Annotated in this window: 10 protein-coding genes and 2 tRNA genes; 8 read left to right on the top strand and 4 right to left on the bottom strand. The window is 43.5% G+C overall.

What is annotated here, in order from left to right; all coding sequences use genetic code 11:
• The first annotated feature begins 29 nt into the window (after positions 1–29).
• From QA601_05270 to QA601_05255, 4 genes are all read left to right on the top strand, one after another.
• A tRNA-Gln gene (locus QA601_05270) sits at positions 30–103 on the top strand.
• Positions 104–127: 24 nt separating this feature from the next.
• Positions 128–203, top strand: a tRNA-Glu gene (locus QA601_05265).
• 530 nt (positions 204–733) lie between these two features.
• Positions 734–2,020: a hypothetical protein gene (locus tag QA601_05260; GenBank protein ID MDG5814475.1), complete on the top strand. Its 1,287-nt coding sequence runs from the start codon at positions 734–736 to the stop codon at positions 2,018–2,020.
• A 24-nt stretch (positions 2,021–2,044) separates the two neighbouring features.
• Positions 2,045–4,072, top strand: coding sequence for a CocE/NonD family hydrolase (locus QA601_05255; GenBank protein ID MDG5814474.1), 2,028 nt, complete (start codon positions 2,045–2,047; stop codon positions 4,070–4,072).
• A gap of 150 nt (positions 4,073–4,222) precedes the next feature.
• Here QA601_05255 and QA601_05250 read toward each other — a convergent pair whose 3' ends face one another.
• Genes QA601_05250 through metK form a run of 4 tightly spaced genes read right to left on the bottom strand, consistent with a single transcriptional unit; the run spans position 4,223 to position 9,572 of the window.
• Positions 4,223–5,881 (bottom strand): methyltransferase domain-containing protein, encoded by a 1,659-nt coding sequence (locus QA601_05250; protein ID MDG5814473.1) that lies wholly within the window; start codon positions 5,879–5,881, stop codon positions 4,223–4,225.
• Positions 5,882–5,904: 23 nt separating this feature from the next.
• A complete protein-coding gene (gene ahcY, locus QA601_05245) occupies positions 5,905–7,317 on the bottom strand; it encodes an adenosylhomocysteinase (GenBank protein MDG5814472.1) in 1,413 nt (470 codons plus the stop codon).
• A gap of 11 nt (positions 7,318–7,328) precedes the next feature.
• The gene (locus QA601_05240) at positions 7,329–8,330 is read right to left on the bottom strand and encodes an adenosine kinase (GenBank protein MDG5814471.1); all 1,002 of its coding nucleotides are present in this window, start codon (positions 8,328–8,330) and stop codon (positions 7,329–7,331) included.
• Positions 8,331–8,351: 21 nt separating this feature from the next.
• Positions 8,352–9,572 (bottom strand): methionine adenosyltransferase, encoded by a 1,221-nt coding sequence (metK, locus tag QA601_05235; protein ID MDG5814470.1) that lies wholly within the window; start codon positions 9,570–9,572, stop codon positions 8,352–8,354.
• A 442-nt stretch (positions 9,573–10,014) separates the two neighbouring features.
• On the opposite strand from metK, the gene QA601_05230 reads away from it, so the two are divergent.
• From QA601_05230 to QA601_05215, 4 genes are all read left to right on the top strand, one after another.
• Positions 10,015–10,284 carry an Lrp/AsnC ligand binding domain-containing protein gene (locus tag QA601_05230; GenBank protein ID MDG5814469.1) on the top strand — a complete coding sequence of 90 codons (270 nt, stop codon included), beginning with the start codon at positions 10,015–10,017 and terminating at the stop codon, positions 10,282–10,284.
• A 93-nt stretch (positions 10,285–10,377) separates the two neighbouring features.
• Complete coding sequence (locus QA601_05225) at positions 10,378–11,358, top strand: NAD-dependent epimerase/dehydratase family protein (GenBank protein MDG5814468.1); 981 nt, start codon at positions 10,378–10,380, stop codon at positions 11,356–11,358.
• A gap of 534 nt (positions 11,359–11,892) precedes the next feature.
• Positions 11,893–15,864 (top strand): hypothetical protein, encoded by a 3,972-nt coding sequence (locus QA601_05220; GenBank protein MDG5814467.1) that lies wholly within the window; start codon positions 11,893–11,895, stop codon positions 15,862–15,864.
• Positions 15,865–15,949: 85 nt separating this feature from the next.
• Positions 15,950–16,645 (top strand): hypothetical protein (locus QA601_05215; protein MDG5814466.1); only part of this gene is annotated, 696 nt, incomplete at its 3' end.

Here is a 16,645-nt window from a genome sequence, read left to right as displayed (position 1 = left end):
ATAGATATATTTTATAGGTCAAAATTAACTGGGGTGTCGTCCAATGGCAGGACTCTGGATTCTGGTTCCAGCTATCGAGGTTCGAATCCTTGCACCCCAGCCATTTTTTTGTTGTTAGAAAAGTTTTGCCGCTATCGTCTAGTGGACCAGGACGGGTGGTTCTCAGCCATCAAACCGGGGTTCGATTCCCCGTAGCGGTACCATAGATTAGACCCTCAAAATTGCCCTAAATGAGCAGATTTGAGGGTTTTTTTTGTTTTTAGGCCCCTGCTTACTATTCTGCACTTTCTACTACAGCCCTAGCATATACCGATTTAAGGGTTCAGATCGATCTAGAGGAGCTCACCACAACGACACAAAGTACTACCCTTTTCATACAGGCATCACACCATCCAATTACCCCTTCTTTTTTCCTAACCATTTTTTTCCTTTGCGCCTTAATCCTTTTACAAAAGTTAATAAATGAAACAAGGCTGTTTGATCGGTTTTGTAAACAGCATTGTTAGAATATTTTGGAGAGGGCAGGTGAATAGAGCCGGGTGCCTTAAGTCTCATCTTTTATGAACAGTATTGGGGTTATGAGGTATAGTTCATAGTCCAGGTGCCGTGCGTTCACCCCTGCATGAATATTGGCATAGGTTTTGTTTTTACTCTGAAGTACTAAGCAGAATCACTTACAGAGCTGTAAGTTATCCACATTTACCAGCTTTAAAGCTGACTCAGGGGAAAGCGGATGAAAAAACAAGTTTTTGTCATTGGAATAGACCCTTTCAATGCCCAGAGACTCCGTGAGATTCAGGGAGCCGATGAAATCGACTATCACTGTCTTATCAGCTACAAGGAAGCACACGAAAAAGGATTTGGGGAATTCGAAGCCCTGCGAAGGCTGGGTGAACATCGTATTGAAGAATGGGGTATTACTCCTGATGCGGTTATATCATGGTGGGATTATCCCTCAACATGTCTTGCTGCGTGGTTTAAACGGCAACTCCGTCTTCCGGGAGCATCTCTTGAGAGTGTGATTCATTGCGAGCACAAATACTGGAGCCGTTGTGCGCATATGGAGGTTATTCCCGAAAACACTCCCCAGTTTCAGGCACTTAACCCTTTTTCCGATAACCCCCTGAATGATCTTGAAATCAGTTTTCCCTTTTGGATCAAACCGGTTAAGTCTGTAGCCTCTCAACTTGCGCTGAGAGTTACAAGTGAGAAAGATTTTTTTTACGCTATTGAAAAAATGCAGCATGAAATTCACCGCTATGGTGAGCCGTTCAATCAAGCGCTTCAACATATCACATTACCCCCGGAGGTCATGGGCATCGATGGGATGTGGTGTATAATAGAGAAGGAAATCGCCACCGATTCGCAGTGCACACTTTCAGGATACGTTCACAATGGAGAGGTTTACCCCTACGGCGTTGTGGATTCCATTAACTATACACATCTTTCCTCTTTTTTTCGCTACGAATACCCCTCTCGACTACCAGATCAGGTGAAAAAACGCATCATCTCGCTCGGGACCACGGTTATGAACAAACTGGGTTATGACAATCAGGCTTTCAATATCGAGTTCTATTATGATAAAAAGGACGATCACCTGTGGCTTCTGGAGGTTAACCCGCGTATTTCTCAGTCTCATGCGGAATGTTACAAGCGTGTTGATGGTATGTCAAATCTCAAAGTAATGGTAGATCTTGGCTTGGGGCGCAAACCTGATGTCCCCTATCGCCAGGGTGATGCGGCGGTATCTGCAAAGTGTTATTTCCGACACTTCAGCGATGGAACTGTTTTACGAGCACCCACCCGTGAAGAGATAGAGCGAGTTCAGGAACAGGTATCTGATTCTATAATTTTCTGGGATGCTCCCGAAGGGGTGCGGCTTTCTGATCTTAAAGGTCAGGACAGTTACAGCTATTGTCTTGGTATTGTATATCTGAGCGCAGGAAGCCGTGAAGAGCTGCTCCAAAAATATATCCGCATTCTCGACTCTCTTCCTTACTATATCGAAGATGTAAAATGATGATCCTAATCCGGAGGTATAGTTGTGCGATATGTTTCAGATTTGCCCCATAATATCCGATGTATAGAAAACCAGTGGATAAAAATGCGCGATGGAGTCAATCTTGCCGCCCGTATTTTCCTTCCTGAAGATGCCGAAAGTAATCCGGTTCCGGCAATTGTAGAATATACCCCTTACCGCAAACGGGACTACATGCGCCAGCGTGATACCGGTATTCATGCCTATTTTGCAGGCCACGGATATGCATCGGTACGCCTGGATATCAGAGGAAGCGGAGAATCCGAAGGGATACTTTTGGACGAGTATCTTCCACAGGAACTGGAGGACGGCTGTGCAGCACTGGAGTGGATTGCCGAACAACCCTGGTGTAATGGAAGTACCGGGATGATTGGTATTTCCTGGGGAGGATTCAATGGACTGCAAATAGCCTCGCTTCAGCCCCCCTCACTTAAAGCGATTATCTCTTTGTGTTCCACCGACGATCGTTATGCTGACGATGTTCACTATATGGGGGGATGTCTTCTGGGTGACAATTTAAGTTGGGCAGCCACCATGTTCGCCTACAATTCCAGCCCGCCAGATCCTGAAATCGTGGGTGAGCGCTGGCGTTCTATGTGGCTTAAGCGACTGGAGCACGATGAAGTATGGCTCGAACAGTGGCTGCATCATCAACACCGTGATTCTTACTGGAAGCATGGATCGGTTTGTGAGGATTTCAGCAAAATACAGATCCCTGTGCTTGCTGCCAGCGGATGGGCTGATGGTTACTCAAACGCGGTTTTTCGCCTTGTTCAGGGGCTTTCTCATGCTCCCGCTTATGGGCTTATCGGCCCCTGGAGTCATCTCTATCCCCACCTTGGGGTACCGGGGCCGGCCATTGGTTTTCTACAGGAATCGGTTCGTTGGTGGGATTATTGGCTTAAAGGAAAGAACAACGGACTGGCTGAAGAGCCTCGGCTCAGGGTGTGGATGCTTGATAGCATAGCGCCTGCGGCAAGATATCACAAACGCCCCGGAAGATGGGTGGCCGAGGACCAATGGCCCTCTGAAAATGTCTCCGTTATAAATTTTCTTCTTGACGGAAACAAACGACTGCTCCGGAGTGCACAGGCACTTGATTCTTCTCCTCTGACTATTCAGTCACCCTCCACGGTAGGACATTTTGCGGGAAAGTGGTGCTCTTACAGCGCCACTCCTGATCTTCCTGGTGATCAACGTGATGAAGATGGCGGGGCACTTGTCTTCGAAACAGCACCGCTGGAGGAAAAAGTGGAAATTCTTGGAAGAGTAAAACTATGTTTGCGCCTGAAATCAAGTGAACCGGTGGCAATGGTAGCAGCCCGCATCTCTGATGTGGCACCTGATGGCAAGGCGAACAGAGTGACTTATGGTGTATTAAATCTGACACATCGCACAGGTAATGAACATCCGGTCAAATTACCTCCGGACGAACCAGTCGATGTCTGTGTTGATCTAAACGGTATTGCTCAGTCGTTTCCAGTAGGACACAAGATTCGTCTCTCAATATCCTCATCCTACTGGCCCCTTGCATGGCTTCCTCCCCATCCATCGATGCTAACCATCTATCCGGCTCATTCGATGCTAAAGCTACCGGTCCGGCCTGAAAATCTTGGCGATAATCAACTTCGTACCTTTGAACCACCGGAATCCGCTCCACACTCACCAACCACTCAAATACATGCAGGAGAATCAAACTGGAGGGTAATTCGCGACCTTGCAACTGAAATTGACACCCTTGAGGTTATCAAGGATGACGGTGTCTGGGTTTTAGATGACATTGGCATGACCATGAACCAAAAATCGGTGGAAAAGTACATGGTAACCAGCGACTCTTTCGACTCTGCAACCGGTGAAACAATTTGGGAACGGGGGATGCGCCGGGGAAATTGGCATGTTCACACCAGAACAAAAACAGTTCTTACCTGTGACAGAAAAAATTTCTATTTACACACACAACTGGATGCGTTCGAAAAAGATGAACGTGTGTTTAGTAAAAATAAGCATATCACAATCCCCCGCAAACTGGTATAATATACCCCTTTTTTTGGGCGGTCACCAATTATTTGGGGTAATACTAAAATTCGGGGAAAACAAAAGAAATCGTTTCCCCCGAGTTATTGCAACTTTGAGTGCTGGAGATTGCACTATTTAAAGTGGATAACGCTAAAAAATGCACTCATTTCATTCTTTTGAAAAGTGAAATATTCCCCAGGTCAGATATCCCTTTTTACCTCCATCAATCCAATGTTTCAGTCCTTTTTTCATTTTCTGGATATATTCTGTGCTAACCGTCTTTTTAAGAGTTTCTTCATGTGCTTCAGTTTCTTCCAGAATTCGCTGGTAATGAATTGGAAGGTATTCAGAAAGATCGTGAAATTTAATTTCGTTGAGCCCATAAGCACTGCAGGTCTTCCGATAAAAGCCCGGTGAACCGAGGGTTTCCAAATGTATACGCTCTAAAATAGGCTTAAGTACGTCATCAGAACAGTCATCAACCATCATAGGATCGGTGAAAATAAACTGTCCTCCAGCTTTAAGTACACGGCTGACCTCTGCAATAACCTGCTCTCTGTTTCCACTGTGGAGAATGGCATCCTGTGACCACACGACATCGAAACTATTATCAGGAAAAGGGATACTTTCAAAACTGCCATCAATAACAGTTACAAGTTTATCCAAACCCTGTTGGCGATTCATTTCTCTGTCACGTTGGTTTTCTTTTTCACTGAGGTTGAGTGCCGATACTGAGCATCCCGCCTTTTTGGCAATTGCCCTTGCAGCCCCACCATACCCGGCGCCTATATCCAGCACACGGCTTTTGGAATCGATGCCCTTTAATAGCGAAAACATCTTATCAACGGTTCTACTGCTGGCGGTGGCAACATCTTCGCTTTCATTGTTGTAGAGTCCAATATGAATGTCCTCGCCACCCCATATAGTGCAATAATAGTTATCAGCATCACCACTATTGTAATAATCCCGCGCAATGTTGGTGGCTTCACACAACTCTGGGGGTACTGATTCCCCGCAGGGTTTATATTTTTTTTCAACGACATGAATGAAAAAGTCAGGCTCATGATCGTGATACGTTTCCTGAAAATCGCCATATGTCTCAACATTTTGAAACCCTACCTCTTTTAAGAGGCGGTGCATATACTTTTTTCTCAAAGGAAACATATTTAAATGAAAATGAGTTTCTTCCGGAAAAATGTATTTAAACCTGGCCAAACCGGAGTCAACATATTCAGGTTCTACCTTTACATTATCACCACAATAATAATAGGTATGTTTGCTTGAATAGCCGTTATCCAGGATAGCATCATAGTTTCGCTGATCGATAATTAAAATTCCATCATGTTTAAGCATTGCGTAGTATTCAGCCAATGCCTTACGCCGGTCGTTTTCATCAAACAGATGAGTGAAGGAGTTGCCAAGGCAAATGATAGCATCATATTCACCATGTATATCCCGGTTGAGAAAGCGCCAGTCAGCCTGGACCGTACGCAGAATATATCCGTTTTTTACTCCGTTTTCAAATGCTTTTGCCAGCATGACAGGTGAACCGTCAGCACTGACAACATCAAATCCTGCTTTAAGCAACCGAATCGAATGAAATCCTGTCCCCGTAGCAACGTCAAGTATTTTTCTGGCCCCGTGTCGGCGCAATGTCTTTATGAAAAAATCACCCTCAGATAGCTCACGGTTTTTCCAACCAATAAGGTTGTCCCATTTATCGACGAAACTATTAACATACTCATCTTTATAATGGTGAGTATCACGCACCTTTGTGGGATCATTTCCGAAAGATTGTTCAAGTGATTCTTCTGTCTCTATACTCATAACTCCTCTTTCGTTTTTTGACTTTAATAGCGATAATGTTCGGATTTGTATGGTCCGTTTTTGGGTACCCCGATATAGTCTGCCTGTTCATTGCTCAGTTCAGTCAGTTCAGCCCCTATTTTCTCCAGATGCAGACGAGCGACTTCTTCATCCAGATGTTTTGGAAGCCGGTATACCCCCACATCCCGTTTATTTTGCCATAAATCGATTTGAGCAAGCGTCTGATTTGTGAATGAGTTTGACATGACAAAAGATGGATGTCCGGTAGCACATCCCAGATTTACCAGTCGCCCCTCCGCAAGCAGATAAATCGCATGTCCATCGGGAAAAATATATTTATCTACCTGTGGTTTGATTGTGATACGTTCAATACCCGGCCATGCATTCAGTTGTTCAACTTGAATTTCATTATCGAAATGACCGATGTTACATACAATTGCCTGATCTTTCATTTTAGACATATGCTCTGCAGTAATAACATCTCTATTTCCGGTTGTAGTTACGTATATATCAGCATGAGTAAGGGCGTTTTCAACAGTTGTAACCTTATATCCCGACATTGATGCCTGAAGGGCACAGATTGGGTCTATTTCAGATACCCACACCTGAGCTTTCTGCCCTTGTAGTGATTGCGCAGAGCCTTTCCCTACATCACCGAACCCACAAACCAGGGCTACTTTCCCTGAAATCATGACATCTGTTGCACGCTTTATCCCATCAACCAGTGATTCCCGACAGCCGTAAATGTTATCAAATTTACTTTTAGTGACCGAATCATTAACATTAATGGCAGGTACGAGAAGAGAACCATTTTTTTCCATTTCGTATAGGCGATTAACACCTGTTGTGGTTTCCTCAGAAACACCACGCAACTCTTCAATAACAGCATGCCAAAATTGTGGATTTTTTGAAAGCAATTCGCGCAACAGCTCATTTTGAATGGCCTCTTCTTTATTATCGGTGGGTTCATCCAAAACAGAGGGATTATTTTCAGCCTCGTAGCCCCGGTGTACCAGAAGTGTTGCATCTCCCCCATCATCAACAATAAGCTGCGGTCCCTTTCCATCCGGCCAGGTGAGCGCCTGTCTGGTGCACCACCAGTATTCCTCAAGCGTTTCCCCTTTCCATGCAAAAACCGGAATCCCCGTTAAAGCAATGGCTGCAGCAGCATGATCTTGGGTTGAAAAGATGTTACAGGATGCCCACCGTATATCGGCTCCAAGTTCTGCCAGTGTCTCTATAAGAACTGCAGTTTGTATTGTCATATGAAGACTGCCGCTGATACGTACCCCTTCAAGAGGCTTTTGGTGACCATATTTTTCACGTGTAGCCATCAATCCCGGCATCTCTTTTTCTGCTATTTCAATTTCTTTTCTGCCAAATTCGGCAAGTGACAAATCCTTCACTTTATAATCTAGCTGCTGTGTTTCTACCATATAACCTCCTGTTAGACAGTGAGTTCAAAAAATTCTTCATTTAATTGTTCCCATGATTCCCTGGTCAGACTGCTGCCAAGATGACGTACTGCATGCGACCCGATCACCGCCCCCATTCTGCCGCAGGTTTCAAGTGAGTGCCCTTGAACAAATCCGTACAGAAAACCTGCTGCCCAAAGATCACCTGCACCAGTGGTATCAACGACGTTTTCGGTTACAACCGGATCGATCCAATGTTTGATTTCGGAGTTTTTCACCATTGCACCTTTACTGCCGAGTTTAACTGCAGCAATCGCACAGTATTCAAACAGTGTTTCAAGAGCAGAATCCATATCAGTTGTCCCGGCAAAAGCTTCTGCTTCCAACTCATTTGCAAACACTATATCAACATATTCCTTCAATAGCTCTCTGAGCAATTCCCTTGAGGCATTAACTACTTCAAAGGACCCCAGATCCAGACTTATCGTGCACTGGGCCTGTTTTGCGCAAAAGAGAATTTTCTGAATTAAATCAGCATTGAACAGCAGATAGCCTTCGATGTGTACGTGCTTGATTTGGCTGAAATCAGCAGCAGTAATGGGATGATGCTCAAAAAGCGCAGCAGCTCCCAAGTGAGTACGCATAGTACGCTCAGCATCAGGAGTGATAAGACTTATACATTGAGCGGTAGGATGGTCTTCTGAATGCCTGAAATGACAACACTCACCACCTATATTTTGAAAGTTCTCCAAATAGTATTCCCCCAGGGAATCACGGCCCAACATACCCATAAAGGAGGTTTTAAGCCCCAGTTGAGTCAGCACAAATGTGGTGTTTGCTGCTGCACCTCCGGGAGCACAAACCGCTTCTGCTGGAAGCTTTTGCAAGATATCTTTCAGCTCCTGCTCCATAACAAGCTCCATACCGCCTTTAGTTGCACCCAGTTCTTCAATAAAACTGTCGGGAACGTGAGCAAGGAGATCTATTATAGGTGAACCGATCCCCGCGACATCAATTATTTTCTCTTGTTCCATAAAGTTTTGCTCCTCTACTGGTTACAGCACTGGTTCTTGCTTCTCGTTTAATGCCGCCTCACCGACAGCACTTTTCAGCTCATCAACCATATCAGTTTTTTCCCAGGGAAAATGGTCGTGACCGAAATGGCCATTCATTGAGGTTTGCTGATATGACCATCCCTGTGGTCTGGTAAGGTTCAATTTTTCGATGATAGCAGCAGGACGGAAATCAAACACCTCGCCGCTTTCCAGAATGCGCTGCAAATCTATGTCTTCAATAACACCGGTTCCGTATGTTTCAATATTTATACTAAGCGGCTTTGAAACCCCTATGGCATATGCTACCTGTATTTCGCATTTATGTGCCAGTCCGGCAGCAACAATGTTTTTAGAGACATACCGGCAGAAATATGCTGCGGAACGATCCACCTTTGAGGGATCCTTGCCGCTGAATGCTCCGCCTCCATGACTTCCAACACCGCCGTACGTGTCAACAATAATTTTCCGGCCGGTTAGCCCCGAATCTGCAAACGGCCCTCCAAGCACAAACGCACCAGTGGGGTTCACATAATACTCTGTGCGATCGTTTAATAACCCCGTTGGACCAAGAACCTGCTGTACTTGCTCTATGATATCATTGCGGATCTTATCCAGAGAAACATCATCGGTTTGATGTGATATGACAACGTTGGTTATTTCCACTGGTTTACCGCCATTATAACGAACGGAGACCTGTGATTTTGAGTCGGGGCGAAGATATGGAATAGTACCATCTTTGCGTTTCTTTACCAAATCACTGAGGAGACGCTGGCTGTATGCAATCGGGGTGGGCATCAACTCCGGCGTTTCATCCGTGGCATACCCAAACATCATACCCTGGTCCCCGGCGCCCTGTTCCTTAAACAATCCCTGTCCTTGTGTAACCCCCTGACTTATGTCCGGAGATTGCCCATGGATACGGGAGATATATTCAAAGGACTCATGCCAAAACTTCAACGCTTCATGATCATAACCAATCTGTTTCACAACATCACGGGCAACCTGTTCTGAATTAATTGAATCCCAGTCACAGCAGGTAATTTCTCCTGCATTCATCACTACATTATCACCTACAAGGGTTTCGCAGGCTACTCTACTGTGTGGATCTCTCTTGAGACAGGCATCCAAAACCGCATCGGAGATTTGATCACACATTTTATCCGGATGCCCTTCACTAACTGATTCTGATGTAAATACATGTTCAGTTTTGATTTTACTCACATTGGTTCCTTTCGAGAAAGGTGAGGAAAATTTAAACACAAGTAATAAATTTCAGAGATTATATAAAATGGATTACTATGAGAGAGAATAATATGAGAGTAAAACTACCCTTTTTTCAAAGTGCCTTTTAAATATAAACATGCAAATTCTTAAGGTCAAGGGTATTGTGGTATTCTTTTTTAGTTAGCGGTTATGAAACATACCATCATCTGGTCCGGTGAGTGAAGCGTTTGAAAACAGCTTACCCCTGACCAGGTTACCAGCGTTTCCCTTTATCTTCAACGAGCATAAGGAAGTAGTCCTTAGAATTCAGCTCTGGTACTGAGCGCTAATTGTACTCAGATGAACACATAATGCTTGCAAACTGTTTTAAAAAAGCACATTTTATACTATAATTAACCAGGTGTATTTTTTTTAAGCTAATGAATACTGGAAAAATCATATGATTACTGCGATAATTCTTTTAAAGGTAAAACAGGATAAAGTTAATGAAGTGGCATCAAAGCTTGCAGCAATAGATGGTGTAAGAGAGGCTTACTCTGTGGCTGGAAAATACGATATTACTGCAATTGTTTGGGTTAAGAATACTGAGCAACTTTCAGACCTGGTCACCGAGAAGATACTCAAAGTTGATGGTATTTTGGAATCTGAAACACAACTTGCATTCAGAGCATATTCCAAATACGATCTTGACCGAACATTTTCATTATAAGTTAATATACCAACAAAGAGCATATACCTCATACTATTACCTCTTTTACTACATCTTTAATCTGAAATTGAATTATAAAATGGAGAACTAACCATGACAAAGATACTTTTTATAGGTGGAACAGGAATTATAAGCTCTGAATGCAGTAAAGCCGCAATAAGTAAGGGGTATGAAGTGTATCATCTTACACGCGGAAAAAGTTGCCAGTTAAGACCTGTAAAGGGAGTTACAAACATTACCTGTGATATTCGTGCAGATACGAAAAGAGTTAAAGAAGTGTTAAAAGATCACCATTTCGATGCTGTAGTCGATTGGGTTGCTTTTACAACAGATCATATCTTAAGCGATATAGATATTTTTAAAGGTAAATGTGATCAATTCATTTTTATTAGTTCTGCCTCGGCTTACCAAACCCCTCCAGAGTCGCTTCCTGTCACAGAAGACACCCCTCTTTACAATCCTTTCTGGGAGTATTCAAGAAACAAAATTGCCTGTGAAAACATATTACAGGAAGAACTAAAGAACAATGGTTTCCCATTCACCATTGTCAGACCATCACACACCTACGACAGAACACTGCTGCCGTTTGAAGGTGGTTATACGGTTTTTGACCGCATAAAAAGGGGTAAAAAAGTCGTTATACATGGTGATGGATCATCTGTATGGACTCTCACTCACAGCAAAGATTTCGCACAGGGGTTTGCTGGTCTTCTGGGAAGAAAAGAAGCTATTGGCGAAACATACCATATCACATCTGATCATTGGTTAAGCTGGTTTCAAATATACAAGACATTTGCAGATGCTATTGGCACTGAACTAAACACACACTTTGTTCCTTCCCATATAATCGCTCAGTACAATAAGGATATGGGAGACAGTCTTCTGGGGGATAAAACTCATAGTATGATCTTCGATAATTCAAAAATTAAAGCACTGGTCCCTGAATTCAAAGCTCAAATACCGCTTTCTCAGGGGGCAGGTGAAATAATCGATTTTTACAACGATAACCCGCAAATGTGTGTAGTAGATGAAAACTTGAATAAGATGTTTGACAGGATTATTGAAAATACTTAACTGCTGATTTTTTCAGCCATTAACCCTAACAACAACCGGGTACACTACATGGAAAAGCTACACAATCTGAACAAAAGTGACTTAATAAAAAGCCGCTTAATCAGTCGCTGATAGATTGTGGAGCAATGACCGCCAGTATCGACAAGTGGGTGCTCTAATTAGCGCCCCGCCAGTAGTGGATAAGGATGGATGGGGTAAATTCTCTTAAACACCTTTAAGATGCTCACCGCAAAGGCGCAAAGGAAGAGTTGGAATTGGTAGAAAAATAAAAAATGATGAAGAGATTGGGGGTTCTATGCACTTTCTGCATAGCGTGAGATGGACCAATGTACTGACTATTTAAGACAGCTTTTCAATTGTTAGCAACTCCCCCATACATTATCCCTTCTCTTTTCATAACCATTTCTATGCTTAGCGACCTTTGGACCTTCGCGGTGAATCTCCCCTCCCCCATTGCTCTACACAAATCACCTGTTATATATTGTAATAAGATCGCACCAACCATCAATACAGCACAAAGGAACTTACCATCCCATGAATCACTCAGATCTTGACTGGAGTGTTGCGCCAAAACCCCTGAAAAGGGAAACAACACGGGTGCGGCAGGAAGACACTGAAGATGAAACTCCTAAATTTGTCACTGGTATAGATGAATCAGAGCGCCAACCAGATGAAGACCACGAACCAGAAGTGCGGCTTATTTCTGCACAGTGGAAACCTGGCCCAAAGGGATTTAAGTATAATGAACAGTGCTTTCTTGAGGTAAAAGCGGAGTATCTAAAGGAAACCATTCGTGCCAAAATAAGAGGTAAACTCTTTTGCACCTTTGATGGCAATGAGGAGGATTTAGCACAGGTCATTGAGGGGTTTATTGAAGATGACGGCACAGCTCTTATGGAGATAGAACATCTCTGGTATATGAACCTTGCTCATCACAACGCCTGCAAAGAAGACCCAAATACTCCCTGCACCTATACCATTAAGAACATCACCCACTCGCGAGGTGAAAACACCATCGACAGCCCTCCGCTTGAAATGCCCTGGATAAAAGACTTGCGCTGCGATTATATAAAGCTCCCCTCTGCTCTTTTCAATTACGACAGCGCGGTACCCTGCATAGATGACAGTTGCATATTAATAAAATCTATCCTCTCCACATTCGGTTTTGCCTCTGATAACCCTCAAAAGGAGGTGGTGCTTTTCGGACACACCTGCACTGAAGGGAATGAGGAGTATAACTTCAAGCTCTCAGAAGACCGCTGCAAAGCCCTCAAAGCATTGCTGGACGATGATGAAACAGTTTGGGACGATATCACAAAAAGAAGAAGTCAAACCGTAGATTACCAACAAATTATAAAAGTGCTGGGAAACAGATATGGCTGGCCCTGTGATCCCGGTAAGGTGGATGGAATACCGGGACCAAAGACAAGCGCGGGTATCAAGTCGTTTCAGAAAGAGTACAACAACAGATTTGGACAGAATATTTCAGTGGATGGTGAGATCGGCACGCAAACATGGAAAGCGTTGTTTAAAACCGTTCGTTGCATACTGGAGAAGATGGTAAGTAAGGCATTAGGAGTGGAGACGTTTCCATCTCTTGTGTATGGATTTAATGGAAAAGGGATCTATCCCTGTGGCGAAAGTTTCCCCATAGAGGGAATTGCCGGTGATGATGCCGCGAACCGCAGAGTGGAGCTAATGTTTTATGACCAGGATAAAGCGCCGGAGCTCATTGAACACTCAGAGGGGTCAACAAAGGTAACCCGCGTGGAGAACCCGGTATATGATGATCTCAATACAGAAAGAGTTGTTATTGAGTTTGGTGACCAGTGCCCTGACACCAGTTTTAAAGAGTATTATCTGAGGTTTGTCTATTTTGACAAAGTTCGTAACGAGCTTATGAGTGTTCCTGAGGGGCTCCAGATAAAGGCCTGCAATGGTGAAGAGCCCTGTGAGCTGTGCTGTAAAAGTGATGGGTCAGGAGTTTATACCCTCAAGGTTTTTGGTATAGGTGAAGAGGACAGCGGTGAAAACATACGTTTTACCTTCGAGACTGAAAACAGATGGATCTACACAGAAGATGAAGAGTCTGATCCAATGATTGTACATAAGTTTTCCGATGCAGATAAATCGCTACCCGACACACTGATAAACCACCAGGAGCTTGCCAAAAAGCCACTCAGTGAACGGGTGCGCTATTATGACCTGCCTTCTGCCTGGGACAGCCGAAATTGGTTTTGTAAAATTGAAGATAGGACTGGTGTGTTTAATGAGCTTATTAAGGTGGAAACGGGAGAGGAGAAACCGCTTGTTTTTTGTCTGGATGATATAGTTCTTACGGATAATGCGCTTGAGCAGGGAACGATTCGTGACCAAAGTGCGGAAGCCGATGGCACACAGGAGGAATTTGAATTGCGCAGAAGCCGTGGTACACCGGTAGCTTTTTCTAAAAAATCCCGTGCAAGAATGCTCTGTTTTGATTCTGAAAGCAGCAGACTTAAGCTTTACAGTACAAAACCCGGTGGTGCAAAACAGGAGCGTCATGACGGATCGATCTTTCGTTTTTCAACCGACTCCGAAGGAAATGCTAAGAACCATCTTAAGCATCCCCGGCAAAACTTACGGGCAGTGCTTTTTTGCGGTGAGTTTTATGATGTAACGAGTAAAAGAACGACGTTGAGTGATTCTACCAAACCTGATGAGGGGCATATCGTAGGAGCGAGGGCAGCGGTAAGAAATGATGAGGATGTGCATTACGGGAAGAGCTTTATGGATACAGAGTGGCCCTATATTGATGATATCGCACATTCATCCGGCATCGGAGATTTCGACCTTCATTACTTTCACGATTGTGGTGCTGATGGTGAAACCTCTTACTCCGCCCTCGTTATCTACTGGTCATCGTTTATTCTTAAAGATACTGATTCAGACCCTGACAGTGACGAAGATGATGAGTCTCCTCCAACAGATGACGAAATTAATGCATTTAAAACTATCGGCATGGAACAGGCCATGGAACATTTTAACAAAAAGAACTATACCATGGCTGTCAGAACAGGGAGCAACGATCGAATAATTAAACCACTATTTGTTTTTGAAGCCAATGAAATCGATTTCATTCATAGCACACAAGAAGTGTTCCATGATGACGAATACATGCCCAATGTGCTGAATGATCAACAATTTTCTACTGCTCTTAAGGGGTGCCATGGCGGCTTACCGATGACACTGTCGTTTGTTATGAATACCGATAAAGGGGATTGGTTTTACTCCAACCGGGCAAATACAGGAGATGGTCGTGAAAGGCCGTTTAGTCTTATGTCTGTATGGAAAGAGTCATGCAATGATCAGAATAGTTATTATGCTAATTCGCCGGGTGTTCAATTTCCAGTTAATGAATTTGGTGAAGCATTTGGGTGTAACATATTCGCTCATGAAATAGGCCATGCAACAGGTCAGGCTGATGATTATTCTGAAAATGTTGAGAATATGTGGGTGCCAGCTTTTGGACAGTTCGGGTATGCGAATGCTTATATTGATGATAATGGACAGGAGTTTTCTGATCCGCAGAGTGGTTGGGTGTTTCGTATCACACCAAACAATGCAAATTTTGGTCGACGCATATACGGATCAGACCCATTTACAGTCTTCAATGATACAACCTGTCAAATGGGCCTTTGTGGACCACCACGAATGAGGTATGTGTGGCGGTATACCGCCTGGATTAATGAGCTTACCAGACCTGACGGTGAACTAAATTCATTACTGGATGGAAGACAGTTTGAGCTTCGTCTCAATAATAGCGCAAGTGGTGAAGAATCAGACCATATTACTTATTTCAGGGATGGTTCAAGCGATCTTCCCACTAATCCCTGGCAACCATCCAGGGTGGCGACTGTGGATGTCGACGGGGCTGGCAGGACATTAAACGTGTACCTGTATCGTCATTTAGATGAGACCCGCATGCAAAATGAAAACAGAGCAGAGGATTTTAACGCGATTTTAGTTGTTCGGCCTCTCCTTAATATACGGTTCATTGATGCAGTGAATGATATTTTCCAAATGCCGCCTTGGGATGATGTGTCCAAAGGTGATTGGATGCACCAATTGAATCTACGATTCTGGATTGATCCACCATTAGGAGAGATTAATCGATTTTATATTGCTGAAAATAATTCTGGTTCAGATCGGGTATTGCTTCATTTTAAGCCCGGTTTTCATGTTATCGATAACAACAACCCTGTTCCAGCTGACAATCAGGCGAATTACACAATAGCAGTCAGAGACGGTAATGATGATCCAATAGTCTTCGATTCTGATACAAAAACAATTTCTTTAGGTGCTTGGCTTGAAAACTGGGAAAACCTGCTAACTGATTTCCTCTTTAATAAAGCACGTAACGAAGGCGACACGAGTGAATTCAATGCTGAGGATTTTGATTTTATTGTGAATTGGTACAATAACGAGTTTAACGTAAGGTATAGAGTACATGCAATTACTACTTAAAAAGAACAATTTGAGTTTCTGTATAGCTCTTGTTTTTTTATTCTGTGCAACAAATGCTGCAGAAACCGTAACAAAGGAGTCACACGTGAGTTACCCCATGCGGTTTGGGAATTATCAGAGAAATGGGTTTATGAATGGGCAATGTCGGGCCAAAGGTGAGATCGACTGGCTGTTGCCAATGGGTCCTCCCAGGACACGAAATGATATACTAACAGATGATAACTATTGGTATCTCCAGGATGGAGATAAATTGGTCCGGTTTACCCTTGAACCGGATGTAGTGTGGTCCGAAAGAGCCAATGCACTGATTATTGAAGATGGTTTGGTGTATTATGACCGTGGGAGTAATTTGTTTACAATATCAAAAGAAAAAATCATAAGCAATGTAGGGGCTATTGCTGGTTCTTTCATTGGCGCCAATCTGTTCTTTATGCCTCAGGCAGATCAATTCTTGCTTCAAACGCTTAAAAGACCTATAGGGGGGCAACCTGGCATGCGCTCCTATACTTGGTGGCGCTTTGTAGTCGTGGAAAAAGGCGTCAAATTATCCATGAGAAATTTACGTGATCAGCTAAAGAGAGAAGCAACAAAAAGAGAACTGCCCGCATTGCTAACTTCAGACAACAATACTTTAATCTTAGTGACAGGAGCCGGAGGAGTACATCATATAGATCCTAAAAACGTAGAAGAAATATCATCCTACAACATCAAAGATTGTGAAGTAATGACCGCCAGTATCGACATGTTTGATAACCTTCTAATCTTTGGCAAAACAAGGCGG

The sequence above is a fragment of the Chitinispirillales bacterium ANBcel5 genome, from assembly GCA_029688955.1.
GTDB lineage: Bacteria > Fibrobacterota > Chitinivibrionia > Chitinivibrionales > Chitinispirillaceae > Cellulosispirillum > Cellulosispirillum alkaliphilum.
This window is presented reverse-complemented; position numbering and strand designations above follow the sequence as displayed.

Coding starts and splice junctions, on each gene's coding strand:
- QA601_05260 (MDG5814475.1), top strand. CDS start 734: ATGAAAAAACAAGTTTTTGTCATTGGAATAGACCCTTTCAATGCCCAG.
- QA601_05250 (MDG5814473.1), bottom strand. CDS start 5,881: ATGAGTATAGAGACAGAAGAATCACTTGAACAATCTTTCGGAAATGAT.
- ahcY (MDG5814472.1), bottom strand. CDS start 7,317: ATGGTAGAAACACAGCAGCTAGATTATAAAGTGAAGGATTTGTCACTT.
- QA601_05240 (MDG5814471.1), bottom strand. CDS start 8,330: ATGGAACAAGAGAAAATAATTGATGTCGCGGGGATCGGTTCACCTATA.
- QA601_05230 (MDG5814469.1), top strand. CDS start 10,015: ATGATTACTGCGATAATTCTTTTAAAGGTAAAACAGGATAAAGTTAAT.
- QA601_05225 (MDG5814468.1), top strand. CDS start 10,378: ATGACAAAGATACTTTTTATAGGTGGAACAGGAATTATAAGCTCTGAA.
- QA601_05220 (MDG5814467.1), top strand. CDS start 11,893: ATGAATCACTCAGATCTTGACTGGAGTGTTGCGCCAAAACCCCTGAAA.